Annotated in this window: 15 protein-coding genes and 1 tRNA gene; 9 read left to right on the forward strand and 7 right to left on the reverse strand. The window is 73.9% G+C overall.

The genetic code is table 11. The features are described from left to right. Window positions 1-123: 123 nt before the first annotated feature. Window positions 124-209: transfer RNA gene (locus EYB28_RS18760), tRNA-Ser, on the reverse strand. Between the two features lie 169 nt (window positions 210-378). On the opposite strand from EYB28_RS18760, the gene EYB28_RS18765 reads away from it, so the two are divergent. Further along, a complete protein-coding gene (locus EYB28_RS18765; protein WP_240930656.1) occupies window positions 379-1,863 on the forward strand; it encodes a glycerophosphodiester phosphodiesterase family protein in 1,485 nt (494 codons plus the stop codon). A gap of 18 nt (window positions 1,864-1,881) precedes the next feature. On the opposite strand, the gene EYB28_RS18770 is transcribed toward EYB28_RS18765, so the two are convergent. After that, window positions 1,882-2,754 (reverse strand): SDR family oxidoreductase, encoded by an 873-nt coding sequence (locus EYB28_RS18770; protein ID WP_166851112.1) that lies wholly within the window; start codon window positions 2,752-2,754, stop codon window positions 1,882-1,884. 23 nt (window positions 2,755-2,777) lie between these two features. Next, entirely contained in the window at window positions 2,778-3,485 is a 708-nt protein-coding gene (locus EYB28_RS18775; protein ID WP_166851114.1) for a PAS domain-containing protein, read from the reverse strand. Between the two features lie 190 nt (window positions 3,486-3,675). Here EYB28_RS18775 and EYB28_RS18780 point away from each other — a divergent pair, with 190 nt between their 5' ends. Continuing rightward, window positions 3,676-4,362, forward strand: coding sequence for a PAS and ANTAR domain-containing protein (locus tag EYB28_RS18780; protein WP_166851116.1), 687 nt, complete (start codon window positions 3,676-3,678; stop codon window positions 4,360-4,362). 61 nt (window positions 4,363-4,423) lie between these two features. On the opposite strand, the gene EYB28_RS18785 is transcribed toward EYB28_RS18780, so the two are convergent. Continuing rightward, the gene (locus EYB28_RS18785) at window positions 4,424-4,843 is read right to left on the reverse strand and encodes a CBS domain-containing protein (RefSeq protein ID WP_166851118.1); all 420 of its coding nucleotides are present in this window, start codon (window positions 4,841-4,843) and stop codon (window positions 4,424-4,426) included. A gap of 337 nt (window positions 4,844-5,180) precedes the next feature. On the opposite strand from EYB28_RS18785, the gene EYB28_RS18790 reads away from it, so the two are divergent. From EYB28_RS18790 to EYB28_RS18800, 3 genes are all read left to right on the forward strand, one after another. Then, window positions 5,181-6,938 carry a carbohydrate-binding domain-containing protein gene (locus EYB28_RS18790; protein ID WP_166851120.1) on the forward strand — a complete coding sequence of 586 codons (1,758 nt, stop codon included), beginning with the start codon at window positions 5,181-5,183 and terminating at the stop codon, window positions 6,936-6,938. A gap of 110 nt (window positions 6,939-7,048) precedes the next feature. Next, window positions 7,049-7,885, forward strand: a complete 837-nt coding sequence (locus EYB28_RS18795) for a Sir2 family NAD-dependent protein deacetylase (RefSeq protein WP_240930769.1) — start codon at window positions 7,049-7,051, stop codon at window positions 7,883-7,885. After that, window positions 7,882-9,240: a carboxylesterase family protein gene (locus EYB28_RS18800; RefSeq protein ID WP_166851124.1), complete on the forward strand. Its 1,359-nt coding sequence runs from the start codon at window positions 7,882-7,884 to the stop codon at window positions 9,238-9,240. Before EYB28_RS18795 ends, EYB28_RS18800 begins: the two co-directional genes overlap by 4 nt. Window positions 9,241-9,243: 3 nt before the next feature. Here EYB28_RS18800 and EYB28_RS18805 read toward each other — a convergent pair whose 3' ends face one another. The 3 genes from EYB28_RS18805 to EYB28_RS18815 form a co-directional block, all read right to left on the reverse strand. After that, entirely contained in the window at window positions 9,244-10,491 is a 1,248-nt protein-coding gene (locus EYB28_RS18805) for a Gfo/Idh/MocA family protein (protein WP_166851126.1), read from the reverse strand. Between the two features lie 23 nt (window positions 10,492-10,514). Further along, window positions 10,515-11,693: an ROK family transcriptional regulator gene (locus EYB28_RS18810; protein WP_166851128.1), complete on the reverse strand. Its 1,179-nt coding sequence runs from the start codon at window positions 11,691-11,693 to the stop codon at window positions 10,515-10,517. A gap of 83 nt (window positions 11,694-11,776) precedes the next feature. After that, window positions 11,777-12,577 (reverse strand): IclR family transcriptional regulator, encoded by an 801-nt coding sequence (locus EYB28_RS18815; protein ID WP_166851130.1) that lies wholly within the window; start codon window positions 12,575-12,577, stop codon window positions 11,777-11,779. A 166-nt stretch (window positions 12,578-12,743) separates the two neighbouring features. On the opposite strand from EYB28_RS18815, the gene EYB28_RS18820 reads away from it, so the two are divergent. The 4 genes from EYB28_RS18820 to EYB28_RS18835 are packed head-to-tail and all read left to right on the forward strand — an operon-like array spanning window position 12,744 to window position 18,007. After that, window positions 12,744-14,282, forward strand: a complete 1,539-nt coding sequence (locus EYB28_RS18820; RefSeq protein WP_166851132.1) for an ABC transporter substrate-binding protein — start codon at window positions 12,744-12,746, stop codon at window positions 14,280-14,282. A 1-nt stretch (window position 14,283) separates the two neighbouring features. Next, window positions 14,284-15,351, forward strand: a complete 1,068-nt coding sequence (locus EYB28_RS18825; RefSeq protein WP_166851134.1) for an ABC transporter permease — start codon at window positions 14,284-14,286, stop codon at window positions 15,349-15,351. Beyond that, window positions 15,348-16,193 carry an ABC transporter permease gene (locus EYB28_RS18830; protein WP_166851136.1) on the forward strand — a complete coding sequence of 282 codons (846 nt, stop codon included), beginning with the start codon at window positions 15,348-15,350 and terminating at the stop codon, window positions 16,191-16,193. Before EYB28_RS18825 ends, EYB28_RS18830 begins: the two co-directional genes overlap by 4 nt. Beyond that, complete coding sequence (locus EYB28_RS18835) at window positions 16,190-18,007, forward strand: ABC transporter ATP-binding protein (RefSeq protein WP_166851139.1); 1,818 nt, start codon at window positions 16,190-16,192, stop codon at window positions 18,005-18,007. Before EYB28_RS18830 ends, EYB28_RS18835 begins: the two co-directional genes overlap by 4 nt. The last annotated feature ends 5 nt before the right edge of the window (window positions 18,008-18,012 follow it).

Raw genomic sequence — 18,012 nt, forward strand, 5'->3', positions numbered from 1 at the left:
GACACTCCCACCGATGACATCGACACGCCCGAGACGGACACACATTTTGGCCGCTAACCCACAATGGCCCGAACCCACGAACGTGGGTCCGGGCCATCCCGATGTCCTGAGACATCACAAGTGCGGTAGCGGTGGGATTTGAACCCACGGAGGCTATGAACCTCACACGCTTTCGAGGCGTGCTCCTTAGGCCGCTCGGACACGCTACCTACGCCGGACGAACCGGCCGGTCGAGGATATCGGATCATCGCCGCAGAGTCGAAATCGCGCCGACGGGGCGGGTGACGGCGGCCCGGGCGGACGTGTTCGCCGAGGCTTCATCCGCCCGTCGCCCGGCGGACGCACGGCGGGTACCCCGCGGCCTCTAGCGTCCCGGCCATGATCTTCCCCCGGCTCCGGCGCACGTCCCTGTCCGCTCTCGTCGTCGCGCTGACGGCGGCCGCGACGATCGGCACGACCGCGGCGATGTCGTCGGCACCCGCGACGACGCCGTCCACGACGGCGCACGCCGACGCGTCGCCCGCCGCACGGTACGGCGGCCCGGGGCACGGCGGACGCACGGACGCGGAGCGCGCGTACCGGGACCTGCTGGACCACTCGGACAGGGCGAAGATCCTCACGGCGGCGCACCGCGGCCAGTGGCGGGACGCGCCGGAGAACTCGCTGCCGGCGATCACGGCGGCGTTCGACGACGGGGCGGAGATCGTCGAGCTCGACGTGCGCCTCACGGCGGACGGTGTCCCGGTGCTCATGCACGACACGACGGTGGACCGGACGACCGACGGCAGCGGGCCGGTCTCGTCGTTCACCCTCGCCGAGATCAAGGAGCTGCGTCTCAAGGAGGGGCTGGGCGGGGCGCAGACGGCGTTGACCGACGAGCGCGTGCCGACGCTGGCTGAAGCCATGGAGGTCGCGGCGGACCGCGGCCTGGTGAACCTCGACAAGGGCTGGCCGGCGCGCGAGAAGATCTGGGACGTGCTGGTCGGCACGGGCACGGTGCGCAACGGGCTGTTCAAGTCGGACGCCCCGGTGGCGGAGGTGCGGGCGTTCCGCGAGGCGCACCCCGACGCCGTCTACCTGCACATGATCAGCGACGACAACCTCACGGCGTTCGACGAGTTCGGCGACGACCAGCCCGTGGGCTACGAGGTCGTGTTCGGCTCGGAGCAGGACGCCGTCGCCCGCGCGCCGTTCCTGGAGCGCCTGGCCGGCGAGTCCAGGGTGTGGATCAACTCGATGTGGGACGGGCTCGCGGACCACCTGACCGACGAGGCCTCGCTGATCGACCCGAGCCGCGGCTGGGAGTCCCTCGTCACGACCTTCCGCGCGTCGATGATCCAGACCGACGACGTCGAGAAGCTCGAGCACTGGCTGCGCACCGGCGAGGGCGACCCGCTCCCCCGCGGCAGTGTCCGGGTGCAGGCGGAGGATTTCGCGCCGGGCGGGGCCGGCGTCGCCTACCGCGACGTCGACGCGGGCAACCGCGGCAACCTGGACATGCGCCCCGGTGAGGACGTCGACATCTCTGACGCCGACGGCAACGTGCGCGTGTCCTGGATGCGCGGCGGCGAGTGGCTCACGTACGAGGTCGACGTGCCGCGCACGGGCCGGTACGAGCTGTCCGCCCGCGTCTCCTCCCCGTACACGCCTGCCGGCACGTACACGGTGTCGTTCGACGGCGGCCCCGCGAGCGAGCGGGTGGCCGTGCGCAGCACCACGAGCCACGACAAGCAGGAGCTGCAGGCCAGCGGGGTCGTCGAGCACCTCACGGAGGGTCGGCACACGGTCCGCGTGAGCCTGCCCGACGACGCGTACCAGAACTGGAACCTCGACTACCTGCAGCTCGACCGCGCCGCGCGCTGAGCCGCCGGCGCCCCGCGGTCAGAACACCGGCTTGCCGCCGGTGACGCCCAGCACGGTGCCGGAGACGTAGCTCGCGTCGCCCGGCGAGGAGAGGTAGACGAACGCGGGGGCCACCTCGGCGGGCTGCCCGGCGCGTCCGAGCGGGGTGTCCTGCCCGAAGGACTGCACCTTGCTCTCGGGCTGGGTGGCGGGCTGCAGCGGCGTCCAGATGGGGCCGGGGGCGACGGCGTTCACGCGGATGCCGCGCGGGCCCAGCTCGGCGGCGAGGTTCACGGTGAAGTTGTTGATCGCCGCCTTGGTGGACGCGTAGTCGAGGAGCGACGTGGACGGCTGGTACGCCTGGATCGACGAGTTGTTGACGATGCTCGCGCCCTCGCTCAGGTGCGGCAGAGCCGCCTGCGTGATCCACAGCAGGGCGTACAGGTTCGTCTTGAGCACGCGGTCGATCTCGTCGGTCGTGACGTCTTCGAACGCCTCGCGCCGCGCCATCTGGAACCCGGCGTTGTTGACGAGGACGTCGAGCCCGCCGAGCTCGTCGGCGGCCCGGCCGGGCAGGGCGCGCGCCGTCTCCTCGTCCGTGACGTCGCCCGGCAGGAGGACGGCGGTGCGTCCGGCCTCGCGGACCCAGCGCGCGGTCTCCTGCGCGTCGTCCTCCTCGTCGGGCAGGTAGCCGATGGCGACGTCGGCGCCCTCGCGGGCGAAGGCGATCGCCGTCGCCCGCCCGATGCCGGAGTCGCCGCCGGTGATCAGCGCGCGCAGCCCCTCCATGCGGCCGGAGCCGCGGTAGGACTGCTCGCCGTGGTCCGGTGGGGGCGTCATCGCGCCGGTGACGCCGGGCGGTTCCTGCTGCTGCGGCGGGAACTCGCGGGGCCGGTCCTGCGTGCTGCTCATCGTGGTCTCCCTCCGGTCGGGGTTCACGCGGCGGGGCGACGGCGGGCGAGCTGCGCGTCGTTCCCGTGGGGGCGCCTGCGCGGTTCGACGGCGTCGAGCGCGCGGCGCAGGTGGTCCTCGGCGGTGCGCCCGAGCCCGCCGTCGCCGACGAGCCGTTCCATCACCTGGGCGGCGGTGTCGCGCAGCCCTGCCCCGGTGGCGCCGGCGGCCTCCGCGAGCAGGTGCTCGGCGGTGTCGACGTCGACGCCGTGGGTGGCCATCAGCACACCCTTGGCACGCTCGATGTCCGCGGCGGACACGAACGCGCTGTCGACGGCGTGCCGGGCCTCGCGGTCGAGCGCCTCGCGCTGCACGGGGGTGACGTCGACGACGTAGCCGACGATCTCGGTGTGCCGGTCGCCGGCCTGGTCGTCGCGGGGCAGGCGCGGCTGCCCCGTGACGAGGAGAGTGCGGCACCGTCCGGCGGCGTCGACGATGCGGTGGGCGCCGGCGAACGGTCCGCCGGTCGCCACGGTGCGCTTCGCGTCCCGCAGCGTGCGGTCGCGCTCGTCGGGGTGCTGGCGCTCACGGATGACGTCCAGGCCCGGCTCGACCGCCCCGGGCTCGTACCCGTGCAGCAGGTACACCTCGTCGGACCACCACCACCGCTCGGTCTCGAGGTCCACCCGGTACTGACCGGTGAGCAGGCGGGGCCCGCCGGCGAAGGCGGCGGCGAGGTCGTCCGCCGTCACCTGAGGACGATGCTGGGAAACTGTCGCGGTCATCGGGGTTCCTCCCGTCCGCGGGGGCCGGGGCCACGTGCTGGACTCCCGGAATCCCCCACCGTAGCCCGGCACCTCCACGCCGGCCACCGCGACGGTGGCGCGACGGCGTCCGACGTGCGATGGTGCGAGACCAGGCACCTACCGGAGGTTGATTCCCATGGTCGGTCCCCTGCACGAGACCCGGCTCGAGCACGTGCTCGCGCTCGGCGACGCCACGCCCGTCGGGCGGTACCGCGTCGACCTCGCGACCGAGGAGTGGTGGTGGTCGGACGAGACGTACCGCATCCACGGCTTCGCCCCCGGCGAGGTGGTCCCCACGACGGCGATGGTCCTCGCGCACAAGCATCCCGAGGACCGCGAGAGGGTGCGCCACGTGCTCGAGGACGCCCGCCGCACAGGAGAGCCCTTCGCCAGCGTGCACCGCATCCTCGACGCGCACGGCGGCCACCACGTGGTCTCCATCGTCGGGGAGGGTCGGCGCGACGACGCGGGCGAGGTCGCGGAGCTGGCCGGCTACGTGCTCGACCTGACCGGCAGCGTGCGCCGCTTCGCGGACGAGCGGGCGGACGCGTCCATCCGCGCCGCGGCGCAGAGCCGGCGTGACATCGAGCAGGCGAAGGCGGTGGTCTCGCTGCTGCGGGGCGTGGACGACGACGAGGCGTTCGCCGTGCTCCGGCAGCGCTCGAACGACACGAACGTACCGGTACGGGTGCTCGCGCAGCGGCTGATCGAGCTGGCCCGGCGCACCAGCGACGACGGTCACCGCCGGGCGAGCGTGGAGGAGTTCCTGGCGCATCCCGAGGTCGCGCCCGAGCCGGAGACCGACCCGGCCGCGACCGGCTGAGACCTGCTGAGAGACGGCGGCCCCCGGGCGACGCCCGGGGGCCGCCGTGCGTCCGGAGTGCTCAGCCGTCCGGCGGGGCCTGCGAGATGTCCGCGAGCGCGGACGAGGGGTCTCGCTCGACCGCGAGGTCACCGATCGACACGATGCCGACCACGACCTCCCCGTCGAGCACCGGGACGCGGCGCACGGCGGCGTCCCGCATCACCTGGGCGGCGGTCTCGACCGGGTCGCCCGGGCCGACGGCGATCACCTGCTCGCTGACCAGGGACCCGACCGGCTCGTCGGGGCCCCGGCCGTCCGCGAGCCCGCGGACGACGAGGTCGCGGTCGGTCACGATGCCGCGCGTGCGGCCGTCACCCGTGACGATGATCGCGCCGAAGTCTCCCGCGACCATCGCCGCGGCGGCGCTGCGGACGGTGTCGGAGGCGTCGACGGACGTCGGCGCCGGGGTCATGCAGTCGGCGACGGTCTGGCTCACCATCCCGGCCTCCTCTCTGACGAGAGAGTGACGGCGGACTGCTTCACCGATGCCACCACCGTCTCTCCGACAGCGACCGCTCGCAGCTCGCGGGCGAGGACGCGCGGCGCGCGGCGAGCGGCGCGCGGCGAGCGGCGAGCGGCGCGCGGCGAGCGGCGCGCGGCGAGCGGCGAGCGGCGCGCGGCGAGCGGCGCGCGGCGCGCGGCGAGCGGCGAGCGGTGAGCGTCCTGGTGGCCGGTGCACAGGTTTCCCAGACGACGTCGAGGCGGTACCCACTCGGACCCCATCGGGGACGTGTGCACTGGTCCTCCCCACCGCAGCAGCATCGAGAGGACACCCCATGCGCATCCCCCGACCCCGCACCGTCCGGAGCCGTGCCGTCGCACTGGCGGCCGCCGGCACGCTGACCCTCGGCGCCGTCGCCGCCTGCGACGCCGGCTCGTCGGCCACCGCGGCGTCCGACGACGGCGCGGGGACCGCCGTCGTCACCGCCGACAACTCCGGCCTGACCGCCGACGAGGTGCTCGCCGACAACGTCTCCCCCGACGAGACCGCGGCGCTCGCCGACGAGACGTGGGACGCCGACGACGAGGTCGCGGTCTCCCTGGACGGCGACACCGCGAGCGCCGACGGCGACGGCGTCACCGTCGACGGGTCCACGGTGACCGTCACGCAGCCCGGCACGTACCGGATCTCCGGCACGCTCGACGACGGCCAGGTCGTCGTGGACTCCGCGGACGACGGCGTGGTGCGCCTCGTGCTCGACGGCGCGGACATCACCAGCTCGACCGGCGCCGCCGTCGACGTGCGGGACGCCGACCAGGTGTCCGTCGTGCTCGCGGACGGCTCGAGCAACCGGCTGGAGGACGCGACCGAGTACGCCGAGAGCGACGAGGACAACGCCGCGAACGCCGCCCTGTACTCGACGGCGGACATGGCGATCTCCGGCGACGGCGCGCTGGAGGTCGTCGGGAACGCGAACGACGGCATCACCGGCAAGGACGGCCTCGTGATCGCGGGCGGGACCATCACCGTCACCGCGGCGGACGACGCGGTCCGGGGCAAGGACTACCTGGTGGTCACCGGCGGGACCGTGGACGTGGACGCCGGAGGCGACGGGCTGAAGTCCGACGCCGACGACGACGCGACGGCCGGGTACGTCGCGCTCACCGACGGCGACGTCACGGTGCAGGCCGGGTCCGACGGCGTGCAGGGCTTCACCGACGTCGTGGTCGCGGACGGGACGCTGGAGGTGACCGGTTCCGAGGAGGGCATCGAGGCCGCGACCATCGTCCAGTCCGGCGGCGACGTGGACGTCACGTCCACCGACGACGGCCTCAACGCCACCGTCAAGGAGGCGGAGGACTCGTCGACCACGGACTCGAGCACGGAGGCCGGCACGAACACCGACCCTGGAGCCTCGGCCGACAGCGACGGGACCGGCACGGCTGACGGGCAGGCACCGGTCGACGGGCAGGCGCCCGCGGACGACGAGATGCCCCAGGGCGGCCCGCCCGCGGACGGCGAGATGCCCGAGGGCGCGCCTCAGGGCGGCGGTGCCGGAGGCGGCATGGGCGTCGAGGAGGGCGCGTCCCTGACGATCACGGGCGGCACGCTGCACGTGGACGCGGACGGCGACGGCCTGGACTCCAACGGCGTCACGGTGGTCAGCGGCGGCGACATCGTGATCGAGGGACCGACGAACGGGGGCAACGGGGCGCTCGACTCCGCGGGCGGCCTCGACGTCTCGGGCGGGTCGCTGCTCGCGGTCGGGGCGTCCGGGATGGCGGAGTCCCCCGACGCGGACTCCGCGCAGGGCTGGGTCGCGCTCACGGCCGACACGACCCTGGAGGCGGGGACGGAGGTCGCGGTGGTCGACGCCGACGGCACCGCCGTCGCGTCCATCACGCTCAGCAAGTCGGCGCAGTCCGTCGTCCTCAGCGGGTCGGAGATCACCTCCGGCGACACCTACACGCTGACGGCCGACGGGGAGCAGGTCGGCACCGCGACCGCCGGCGAGGCCGCCGAGGGCGGCATGGGGATGCCCGGCGGCGGGGGCCAGGTGCCGCAGGGCGCCGGCGACGACGGCGCGGCCTGACCGCGAGGGCGGGGCGACGTCGTCGTACGCTCGGAAGCGTGCAACCCGTCGCCCGCCCGCTGGCCCCCACCTACCAGGACCGCCGCTGGGAGCTGCCGCCGGACGCCGTCGTGCATCACGGGACGGTCGACGACGCCGTCCGCGAGCTCACCGGGGCGACGATCACCGCGCTGACGGGCGCGGGCGTGTCGACGGACTCCGGCATCCCCGACTACCGCAGCCCGGACTCGCCGCCGCGCGCGCCGATGACGTACCAGCAGTTCGTCGCGGACGAGGCGTTCCGCCGGCACTACTGGGCCCGCAACCACGTGGGCTGGCAGGTGGTGCACCGCACGGAGCCGAACGCGGGCCACCGCGCGCTGGCGGCGCTGGAGGACCGCGGCGTCGTGCGGGGTGTCATCACGCAGAACGTCGACCTGCTGCACGAGGACGCCGGCTCGCGGCACGTCATCGACCTGCACGGGCGGTACGACCGGGTGATCTGCCTGCAGTGCTCGCGCGTCGTCTCGCGCGCTCACCTGGCGGAGCGGCTCGACGCCCTCAACCCCGGCTTCGTGGAGTCCGTGCTGACCGACGGCGCCACCGTCGCCGACATCGAGACCGCCCCGGACGCGGACGCCGTCATCGAGTCCACCGGCCACTTCGTGCCGGCGGACTGCGAGTTCTGCGGCGGCGTGCTCAAGCCGGAGATCGTCTACTTCGGCGAGAACGTGCCCCGCGAGCGGGTGCGCCGCGCCTTCACGATGGTGGACGACGCGGACGCCTTGCTGGTCGCGGGGTCGTCGCTGACGGTGATGAGCGGGCTGCGGTTCGTGCGGCACGCCGCCAAGGCCGGCAAGACCGTCGTCATCGTCAACCGCGGCGAGACCCGCGGCGACCCGCTCGCGACCGTCAAGGTCGATGCGGGCACCACCACCACGCTGACGGCGCTCTCCGACCGCCTGTGAGCGGCGCGCACGACGGCCGGCCGCGCTGGACCTGCGACGCCGGTACGGTCGTGGGCCGGCGCGACGGCGCGGTGCTGCGGGCGTCGGGGATCCGATACGCCCGCGCCCCGCGGTTCGGGGCGCCCGTGGCCGAACCGCCCGCCCCGACCGTGGACGCCGCTCGCCCCTCCCCCGCCTGCCCGCAGCCCTGGGACCCGGTGTTCGGGCCGGTGCTGGGCGACCTGCCGCACGACGAGGACTGCCTGCGCCTGTCCGTGACGGCTCCGGCCGACGCGGACGGCGGCACCCGCGACAGGCTGGTGCCGGTCATGGTGTGGATCCACGGCGGGTCGTACACCACGGGCGCCGGCGACGCGGCGATCTACGACCCGGCGGCCCTCGTGACCGAGCAGCGGGTGGTCGTGGTCTCCGTGACGTACCGCCTGGGCCTGTTCGGCTATCTGTCCCGCGCGGGGGTGCCGGCGAACCTCGGGCTGCTGGACCAGCTGGAGGCGCTGCGTTGGGTACGGCGCAACATCGCGGCGTTCGGCGGCGACCCGGGCAACGTCACCCTGTTCGGGCAGTCGGCGGGCGGCGACGCGGTGGCGCACCTCATGGTCGCGGACGGCGCTGAGGGCCTGTTCCGGCGCGCGATCGTGCAGAGCGCGCCCCTGGGCATCTCGCGGCACCGGGCGGCGATGAGCGCGGCGATGGCGGCCGAGGCCGCCCGGCTCCCCGTCGATGCCCCGACCGCCACGGTGGTGGACGCCCAGGCGCGCGTGGCGGCGCGGGCACGGCGGTTCGGGCTGCGCGGCGCGATGCCGTTCGGCACCCAGTACGGCCACGCCCCGCTGCCGAGCGAGGGCGAGATCGACGCCGCCTGGCGGCGGGCCGCCCCGCGCGTGGACCTGCTGGTCGGGAACACGGACCGGGAGGCCGCGCTCTTCCTGCCCGCCGTCCCCGCGCTGGAGCGCGCCGCCCGCGTGCCGGTGGCCGGGGCCCTGGTGCGCCGGGCCGCGGTCGCGGCCCTCACGCGACGGGTCTACGGCGGGCCGGCGGCCCGGTTCGCCCGCCGCCACCGCGACGCCGGCGGCCACGCGGCCCGGTACGTGGTGCGGTGGGGTCCGACGGCGAACCCGTTCGCCGGCGCGCACACCGTGGACCTGCCGCTGCTGCTCGGCACCCGTGAGGCGTGGCGGCCGTTCCCGCTGGTGGACGGCGCCACCTGGGACGAGGTCGACGCCGCCGGCCGCCGGGTCCGCGGCATCTGGGCCGACTTCGCCCGCACCGGCCGTGCCACGACCGCCTCCGTGCCGGGCGTGATCGACGTGCGTCCCCTGACGTCCCCTGCCAGGAGACGACGCAAGGGCGGATAGCGCTCAGTCGTGCGCGGGGCGGCTCCCGAAGTCGGGGATCGGCATGCGCTCGCCGCCGGCCAGGGCCGACGCGTGCGCGACGATGCCGGGGGCCGTGAACAGCGCGGACCGCCAGGCGTCGACCGGCGGGTGCTCCCCGGTGATCACGCCGCGCACGAAGTCGTCGGCGAGGAAGTGGTGCGACCCCTCGTGGCCGTTCGGCGCCCCGGCGTACGCGGCGGGCAGCCGGGACCGGTCGTGGACCGGCGCCGAGCCGGAGGTGAACGCCTCCCGCAGCGCCGGGTCGACGTCGGCGAGGTCGGCCTCGTCGGTCGTGCTGCGGACCGGGACGAAGTCGGCGGAGACGTCCGTGGAGGTCTCCTTGTCGTTCCACACGCTCTGGTGGGCGAGCTGCTCGAAGCTGGCCTCGGTGCCGAAGAACCGGAACCGCGACTCGCGGATGTGCGACGGGTACCCCACCCGGCGCATCTCGTTGGTGCGCATGGCTCCGCCGTCGGCGAGCTCGAACAGCGCGGTGGCGTTGGAGAAGCTGTTCCCGAACTGGCTGATCTCCCGGTCGAAGACGCCATCCCCGCGCTGGTCCTCCACGCCGATGCAGCTCACGCTGACGGCACGGGTCGGCAGCGCGCCGAGGACCCCGCCGATCGCGTGGGTCGGGTAGAGCATGGGCGGGTAGCTGGCGGTGGCCTTCCAGTTCTCGCCGCCGCTGTACTGGTACGCGGCGTAGAAGCCGAGGTCCATGTCGTGGACGTAGTCGCCCTCGGCGTAGAAGACCTGGCCGAGCGCGCCCTCGCGCACCTTCTGCCGGATGTAGACGGTGGCCGGGTTGTAGTAGCTCGTCTCGCCCATCATGTAGGTGAGCCCGGTGCGCTCGACGGCGGCGATGATCGCCTCGATGTCGGTGAGCTCGGTCGCCATCGGCACCGCCGAGTAGACGTGCTTGCCGGCGTCCAGCGCGGCCAGCACCAGCGGCGCGTGGGTCCACCGCTGGGTGAAGATCGCCACGGCGTCGACGTCGGAGTCGAGCATCTCCTCGAAGCTGTCGACGACGGTGGCGCGCTCGTAGCGGTCCGCGAGCACCTTGGCGCGCTCCGGCACCAGGTCGGTGATGGTGATCCGGTCGACGTTCGGGTGCAGGTCCCAGAGCGTCGCGAAGCTCCGTGAGAACTGACCGGCGCCGACGATGCCGATGCTCACCGAGCCGGCGTCCTCGGCGAGGGGAGCGGTGGGGTCGAGGGGCAGTGCGGACATCGGGTTCCTCCTGAGGTGGCGGGTCATGCCGGGTCGGGGTCGCTGCGGGGCGGGTCGACGAGCATCCACTGGCAGGCCACCACGGCCGCGCCGCGCGCCCACTCGTCGAAGCCGGAGGTGAAGGCCACCACCTCGGGCGCGGTGGCGTTCGGGTCCAGGTGCTCGGCGATCGCGGCCTCCATGCCGGTGCGGGCGTGGGCGAGCATGCCGAGCCCGTCGCCCGCCAGGATCACCGCGGGCAGCCCGAGCATGTTCACGAGCTGGGCGATCAGCACGCCGAGGGCGTGGCCGGCGTCGTCGAAGACGCGCAGCGCGACCTCGTCGCCGGCGTCCGCGAGCTCGATCGCGGCGTCCAGGTCGACGTCGGACCGGCCGTGCGGGACACCGATGCCCTGGGTGACGGACCGCGTGGTGAGGAAGGCCGAGGCGCAGCCGCGGTGCCCCTGGGAGCACAGGGGGCCGGAGTCCGAGACGCGGGTGTGCCCGATGCGGCCCACCTTGCCGGTCGGGCCCGCGAGGACCCGGTCCTCGATGACGACACCCAGCCCCACCCCGACACCGACGGTCAGGACGGCGAAGTCGCGCATGCCGCGGCCCGGACCGGACCACTGGACCCCGGCGGTGAGCGCCCGGGCGTCCTCGCTGAGGACGGTGGGGATGCCGGTGGCCCGTTCGAGGATCTCGGCCAGCGGCACCCGGTCCCAGCCGAGGTAGGCGTTCGCGCGGACGGTGCGGTCGAAGCGGGACATCTGCCCGGCCAGCCCGACGCCGAGCGCCTGGATCGACCCAGGGGCCGGCGTCAATTCGTTGACTAGTTCAATTATCTCGCGGACGACGGTCGCCTGCCCGACGTCGACGAGAGGGCGGTGGGCGGACGCCTCCACCCGCCCGGAGGCGTCCGCGCGGACCGCGTAGACCTCGTCCGCGGTGACCTTGACCCCGAGGAAGAGGTGGAGGGCGGCGTCCAGCACCAGCGGCGCGCCGGGGCGTCCGCGGCTCTCGCCGGGAGGTGCGGTGTCCTCGCTGATCAGACCGTCGGCGACCAGAGGCTGCGTGATCTTGGTGATGCTCGCCGGGGATCGCTCCAGGCGCCGCGCGAGCTCCGCCCTCGACAGCGGCCCGGCCAGCAGCAGCGTCCGGACCACCGCCCGGGCCGAGGGCCCGAGCGATCCGAGGGTGGGGGCGTCCGCGCTGCGCTGCACGCACCCCACCCTGGCACCTATTCCTTTATCGTGTCAACGAAAAGACGCCGGGACTCCGTCCCGCGGTCGTGACGACCCGGCCGCTACCGCAGAGCGCTGCGCGGCCGGGCGACGGACTCGGCGGCGTCGCGCGCGATCTCGCCGAGGGCGTCGAAGCGCTCCTCGGTGAGCCGGCTGCCGGGGCCCCAGACGCTGACGAGCGCGAGCGGGTGCCCGTGGTTGTCCAGCACGGGCGCGGATACGCCGTAGGCGGAGGCCTCGTACTCGCCCCGGCAGACGCCGAAGCCTCGGCGCCGGGTCTCGTCGAGCTCGACGTCGAGGGCGTGCCGGTCGGTGATCGTCGTCTCCGTGTACCGCTTGAGCCGCCCGGTGATGAGGTGCCGTGCGGACTCGGCGGGCAGGAACGCGAGGAGCGCCTTGCCGGTGGACGTCGCGTGCACGGGCACCGTGCGGCCCTTCCAGGACGCGGCGACGACGGACGTCGGGGCGACCTCGTCCACGTAGGTGAGCTTGTCGGCGCGGAACACGGCGAGCGCCGCCGTCTCCCCCGTCTGCAGCGACAGGCGTTCCAGCACGGGGCGCGCGGAGCCGACGAGGGTGTCGACGCTGGCCACGCCGGCGAGCTCGACGAGGCCGACGCCGATCTGCCACTGGCCCGTGCGCCGGTCGCACGCGACGACGCTCTCGGCCTCCAGCGTCGTGAGGATGCGCCAGGCGGTGGCCCTGTTCAGCCCGCACGTCGCGGCCAGGGCGGCCACGGTCGCGTCCCCCGGCCGGCGGGCCCGCGCGACGGCGCGCAGCAGCGCCACCGCGCGGTCGACGGACTGCACCCGCCCGCTCCGACGTCCCCCCTGCTCGGCGTCGCCGAGCTCCTCTGTGCTCAATCCGCACCGTCCTTTGCTTTCGCTTGCCTGGATCGCAGGCCGGTTTGACTCTGACAACCGGCCACCCTATGTTCACATCGCTCAACATCATGCTCGCAATGCGAACAAGGAGAGAACAATCTACAACGGACTCGGTCCGGGTGGCCGCGGTGTGTCGCGGCGCGACATGCTCCGACTGGCGGCGATCGCGGCCGCCGGCGCCGTCAGCGCCGGCGCGCTCGCCGGGTGCGGAACGGTGCCCCGCAAGCCCGACGCCGCAGCACCGCGCACACGAGGCGGAACCCTCAGCCACGGCGCCACCGGCGGCGGACTGTCGGACACCCTCGACCCGCACTTTCCCGTCACCACACCGGACATCGCCCGGGTGAACAACCTCTACGAGCCGCTGCTGTTCTGGGACTCCGCGTACCAGCTCACGCCGGCCCTGGCGACGGCGGTCGTCCCGAACAAGGACGCCACGTCCTGGACGATCGAGCTGCGCCGTGACGTCGTCTTCCACCACGGCAAGACGATGACGGCCGAGGACGTCCTGTTCACCATGGGCCGCATCACCGACCCCGAGTCGGGTGCGGCCGGCGCGCTCACCGAGATCCTGGACATCAAGAACTCCCGGGCGCTCGACGACCACACGGTACGCCTCGCGCTGAAGCAGCCCTACTCCGTGTTCGACCAGCTGCTCGCCGAGTACACCACCGGCATCGTCCCGACCGACTTCGACGTCGCCAACCCCGTGGGCACCGGCGCGTTCCGGGCCGACACGTTCACGCCCGGCCAGCTCAGCCGGTTCCAGCGGTTCGACGACTACTGGGGCGACGCCGCCTGGGTGGACGAGCTCGTCGTCTACGACTTCGCCGACGACGCCGCCAAGGTCAACGCGCTGCTCGCCGGCCAGGTGCAGAGCATCGACAACCTGCCCACCTACCTCGTCGACGCCGTCGCCGAGCAGGGCGCGTCCGCCCTCGTCTCCGAGACGGGCGCCTGGATCCCGTTCACGATGCGCGTCGACGCCGAGCCGTTCTCCGACGCACGGGTCCGCGAGGCGATGCGCCTCGTCGTCGACCGTCAGCAGATGATCGACCAGGCGCTCGGCGGCTACGGCTTCGTGGGCAACGACCTCTACTCGCCGTTCGACCCGGCCTACGCCGACGACATCCCCCAGCGCGACCAGGACCTCGACAAGGCGAGGTCCCTGCTCAAGCAGGCCGGCCACGAGGACCTGCAGGTCGAGCTCGTCACCTCCACCGCGGTGGGTGCCGGCGGTGTCGAGGCCGCGAACCTGTTCGTCGACCAGGCGCGCCAGGCGGGGATCGACGTCCGTCTGAACAAGGCCGACCCCAACACGTTCTACGGCGAGCAGTACCTGCAGTGGCCGTTCGCCCAGGACTTCTGGGTCACCCGCAACTACGTGCCGCAGGTGGCCGCGTGCGCCCTGCCCTCGTCGCCGTACAACGAGACCCACTTCGACGACGCCGAGTTCCAGCAGCTCTTCGGCGAGGCCACCCGCACGGTCGACGAGACCCGGCGCGGCGAGCTGCTGCACCGCTGCCAGGAGATCGAGCACGAGCGCGGCGGCCTCGTCGTCTGGGGCTTCAAGAAGCAGGTCGACGGGTACTCGAACCTCGTCCAGGGCTTCGAGCCCGACCGCTACCTGCCCAGCGGGGGCTACAAGTTCCACCGCGTGTCGTTCGTCGAGGGGGCCGCCTGACATGACCACGACCCGGACCACCACCCCCGACCCGGCGGCGCCCGGCACCACGCCGGACGCCCCCGCCACCACGGCCGGTGCCCCCCGACGGCGCGGCCCCGCCCTCGCCTGGACCCTGTGGGCCGCCCGGCGCCTGGGGCTGGCCGCCCTCACGCTGTGGCTCGTCTCCGTGCTCGTCTTCGTGGCCACCGCCGCGCTCGGCGACCCCGTCAAGGCGATCCTCGGCAAGGAGGCCGCCACCAACCTGGGCCGCGCCGAGCAGATCCGCGAGCAGCTGCACCTCGACGAGTCCCTGTGGGACCGCTACTGGCACTGGCTCGGCGGCCTGCTCACCGGCGACCCCGGCACCTCGGTCGCCAACGGCCTGCCCGTGGGCGAGCTCATCGGCGACCGCGTCGTCAACAGCGGCGTGCTCGTGCTGATCGCCGCCGTCGTCATCGTCCCCGTCTCGTTCGGCGTCGCGCTGGTCAGCGCCCGCCACCGGGACAAGCGCCTCGACCACGGCATCCAGCTCGTCGTGCTCACCCTCGCCGGGCTGCCCGAGTTCGTCGTCGGCATCGTGCTCGTCTCCGTCTTCTCCACCGTCGTCTTCCACGCCCTGCCGGCCGTCACCATCAGCGCGGGCGGCACGGCACCGTGGACGCAGCCGGCGTCGATGATCCTGCCCGTCGCCACCCTCGTGCTCGTCGTCGCGCCGTACGTGGTGCGGATCATGCGCTCGACGCTGCTCGACGTGCTCGACAGCGACTACGTCGACCTGGCCCGTCTCAAGGGCGTGCCCGAGCGGGTGGTGCTGCGCCGCCACGCGCTGCGCAACGCCGTCGTGCCCGGCATCCAGGTGATCGGCCTGCAGCTCGCCTGGCTCGCCAGCGGCATCGTGCTCGTGGAGTACCTGTTCTCCTACCCCGGCATCGGCGCGAGCCTCGTCGACAGCGTCCGCAACAGCGACGTCCCCATGGTGCAGGCGCTCGCGATGATCGTCGCCGCCGTCTACGTGGTGGTGAACCTCGTCGCCGACGTGCTGTCCATCCTGTGCACGCCCCGAGAGAGGACGGCGATCAGCTCATGACTGCCCTCGACACCACCGCTCCGGCGCCGTCCGCCGCCCGGTTCCTGCGCCAGCCGCGCCTCGCCGTCGGCGCCGCCATCACCGCGTTCGTCGTGCTGGTCGCCGTCGTGGGCCCCTGGCTCGCCCCCTACGGCGAGAACCAGATCACCGGCGACCCGTACAGCGACGCCGGCGTGCTCGGCACCGACTACCTCGGCCAGGACGTGCTGTCCCGGCTGCTGTACGGCGGCCGCTCCGTCCTCGTCGTCGCCCTGGCCGCGACGGTCGTCGGGCTCGTGCTCGGCGTGCTCGTCGGCATCCTCGCCGCCTACGCCGGCGGCTGGTTCGACGAGGTCGTGATGCGGCTCAACGACGCCGTCCTCGCGTTCCCGCAGATCCTGCTCACGCTGCTCGTGCTGTCCACGGTGGCGCAGCCGACGTCGTGGATGATCGTGCTGCTCGTGGGCATCTCGCACGCGCCCCGCGTCGCCCGGGTGGCGCGCGGCGTGGCGCTCGGCCTCACCCGGCGCGACTTCGTCACCGCCGCCGAGGCCCTCGGCGAGTCCCGGCTGCGGATCGTGGTGCGCGAGGTGCTGCCCAACATGAGCGGTCCGCTCCTCGCCGAGGCCGGCCTGCGGCTCACCTACTCCATCGGCATGGTCGCCGGCATCGCGTTCCTCGGGTTCGCGACCGACCCCGGCGCCGCCGACTGGGGCCAGATGATCAACGAGAACCGGCTGGCCCTGCTCGTCCAGCCCTGGGGGGTGCTCGCGCCCGTGCTGATGATCGGCATCTTCGCGGTCGGCACCAACCTCGCGGCCGACGGCATCTCCCAGCTCACCTCGAAGGGAGGCGACCGATGAGCGCCACCGTCCCCCTGGACCCCACGGTGACCGCCGACGACGGCGCCGTGTGCACGGTGCGCGGCCTGCGGGTCGCGCTCACCGGCGACGGCGCGCAGGGCGTCGACGTCGTCGACGGGATCGACCTCACGCTGCGCCCCGGCGAGGTCGTGGGCCTCGTCGGCGAGTCCGGTTCCGGCAAGACCACCATCGGGACCGCCCTGCTGGGGCACGCCCGCACAGGCGCCGCCATCGACGCCGGCGAGGTCGTCGTCGACGGGCACGACGTCCTCGGCCTGCCCGAGGACGAGGTGCGGATGCTGCGCGGCGAGCACGTCGCCTACATGCCGCAGGACCCCGCGTCGGCGCTCAACCCGAGCATCCGCATCGGGCGGCAGATCGTCGAGCTGCTGGAGCTGCGCGGCATCGACACCCCCGCCGGCCGCCTGGAGCGGGCCCGCGCCGGCCTCGCCGAGGTCGGGCTGCCCGACGACGACGCGTTCCTCGCCCGCTACCCGCACCAGCTCTCCGGGGGCCAGGTGCAGCGCGTCGCCCTCGCGATGGCGTTCCTGCCCCGGCCGAAGGTGCTCGTGCTGGACGAGCCCACCACCGGCCTCGACGTCACCACGCAGACGCTCGTGCTCGAGACCATGGAGCGGCTCTGCGAGGCGCACGGCGTCGCCGCCCTGTACGTCACCCACGACCTGGCGGTCATCGGCACCATCGCCGACCGGGTCGCCGTCATGTACGCGGGGCGCATCGTCGAGCTCGGGCCCCGCGCCGAGGTCTTCGCCCGCCCCACGCACCCGTACACGCGGGCGCTGCTCGACGCGATCCCGCACGTCGGCCAGGCGCGCTCGCTCTCCGGCATCCCCGGGCAGACCCCGCAGCCGGGCCGCCGCCCGAGCGGCTGCCGGTTCCACGACCGGTGCGCCTTCGCCACCGACGCCTGCGCGACGACCGACCCCGCGCCCGTGACGATCGGCACCGGCCACTGGGCCCGGTGCCTGCGCACCGACGCCCTCGGCCCCTGGGACCTCGACACGGGCCGCGTGCCCGACGCCGACCCCGACGCCGAGCGCGACGTCGTCCTCGCCGTCGACGGCCTCAGCGTGAGCTACGGGCGCACCCGGGTGGTGCACGACGTCTCGTTCGACCTGGCCCGCGGCGAGTGCGTGGCGCTCGTCGGGGAGTCCGGCAGCGGCAAGACGACGATCTCCCGCGCCGTCGGAGGCCTGCACCGGCAGTGGACCGGCTCCGTCGTCCTCGACGGGCACGAGCTGGCCCGCTCCGCGCGCCGCCGCACCCTGAGCGACCGCAAGCGGATCCAGTACATCTTCCAGAACCCGTACCTGTCGCTGAACCCGCGCCAGACCGTGGAGCAGCTCGTGCGGCGGCCGATGGAGCTGTTCGGCATCGCCCGCGGGCGCCAGGCCACCGACCGGGTGGCCGAGCTGCTCGACTCCGTGGCGCTGGCCCCGGCGACGATGGCGCTGCGCACCGACCGGCTCTCCGGCGGCGAGCGCCAGCGCGTCGCCATCGCCCGCGCGCTGGCGGCCGAGCCGGACGTGCTGGTCTGCGACGAGATCACCTCGGCGCTCGACGTCTCGGTGCAGGGCGCCATCGTCGAGCTGCTGGAAGGGCTGCGCACCCGGCACGGCATCGCGATGCTGTTCGTCACCCACAACCTCGCGCTCGTGCGCTCCATCGCGGCGCGCGTCGACATCCTGTCCGCCGGCCGCCTCGTGGAGTCGGGCCCGGTGGTGCGGGTCATGGAGCAGCCGCAGCAGGAGTACACGCGCACGCTGCTGGACAACACGCCCCGGATCGCCTGACCCGA

Source organism: Isoptericola sp. BMS4, from assembly GCF_011634835.1.
Taxonomy (GTDB): Bacteria; Actinomycetota; Actinomycetes; order Actinomycetales; family Cellulomonadaceae; genus Isoptericola.

What these genes read in the sequence shown, in the direction of transcription:
- EYB28_RS18835 (WP_166851139.1), top strand. Translation starts at nt 16,190, where the DNA reads ATGAGCGCCACCGTCCCCCTGGACCCCACGGTGACCGCCGACGACGGC.
- EYB28_RS18790 (WP_166851120.1), top strand. Translation starts at nt 5,181, where the DNA reads ATGCGCATCCCCCGACCCCGCACCGTCCGGAGCCGTGCCGTCGCACTG.
- EYB28_RS18780 (WP_166851116.1), top strand. Translation starts at nt 3,676, where the DNA reads ATGGTCGGTCCCCTGCACGAGACCCGGCTCGAGCACGTGCTCGCGCTC.
- EYB28_RS18805 (WP_166851126.1), bottom strand. Translation starts at nt 10,491, where the DNA reads ATGTCCGCACTGCCCCTCGACCCCACCGCTCCCCTCGCCGAGGACGCC.
- EYB28_RS18825 (WP_166851134.1), top strand. Translation starts at nt 14,284, where the DNA reads ATGACCACGACCCGGACCACCACCCCCGACCCGGCGGCGCCCGGCACC.
- EYB28_RS18820 (WP_166851132.1), top strand. Translation starts at nt 12,744, where the DNA reads ATGCTCCGACTGGCGGCGATCGCGGCCGCCGGCGCCGTCAGCGCCGGC.
- EYB28_RS18765 (WP_240930656.1), top strand. Translation starts at nt 379, where the DNA reads ATGATCTTCCCCCGGCTCCGGCGCACGTCCCTGTCCGCTCTCGTCGTC.
- EYB28_RS18830 (WP_166851136.1), top strand. Translation starts at nt 15,348, where the DNA reads ATGACTGCCCTCGACACCACCGCTCCGGCGCCGTCCGCCGCCCGGTTC.
- EYB28_RS18785 (WP_166851118.1), bottom strand. Translation starts at nt 4,843, where the DNA reads ATGGTGAGCCAGACCGTCGCCGACTGCATGACCCCGGCGCCGACGTCC.
- EYB28_RS18770 (WP_166851112.1), bottom strand. Translation starts at nt 2,754, where the DNA reads ATGAGCAGCACGCAGGACCGGCCCCGCGAGTTCCCGCCGCAGCAGCAG.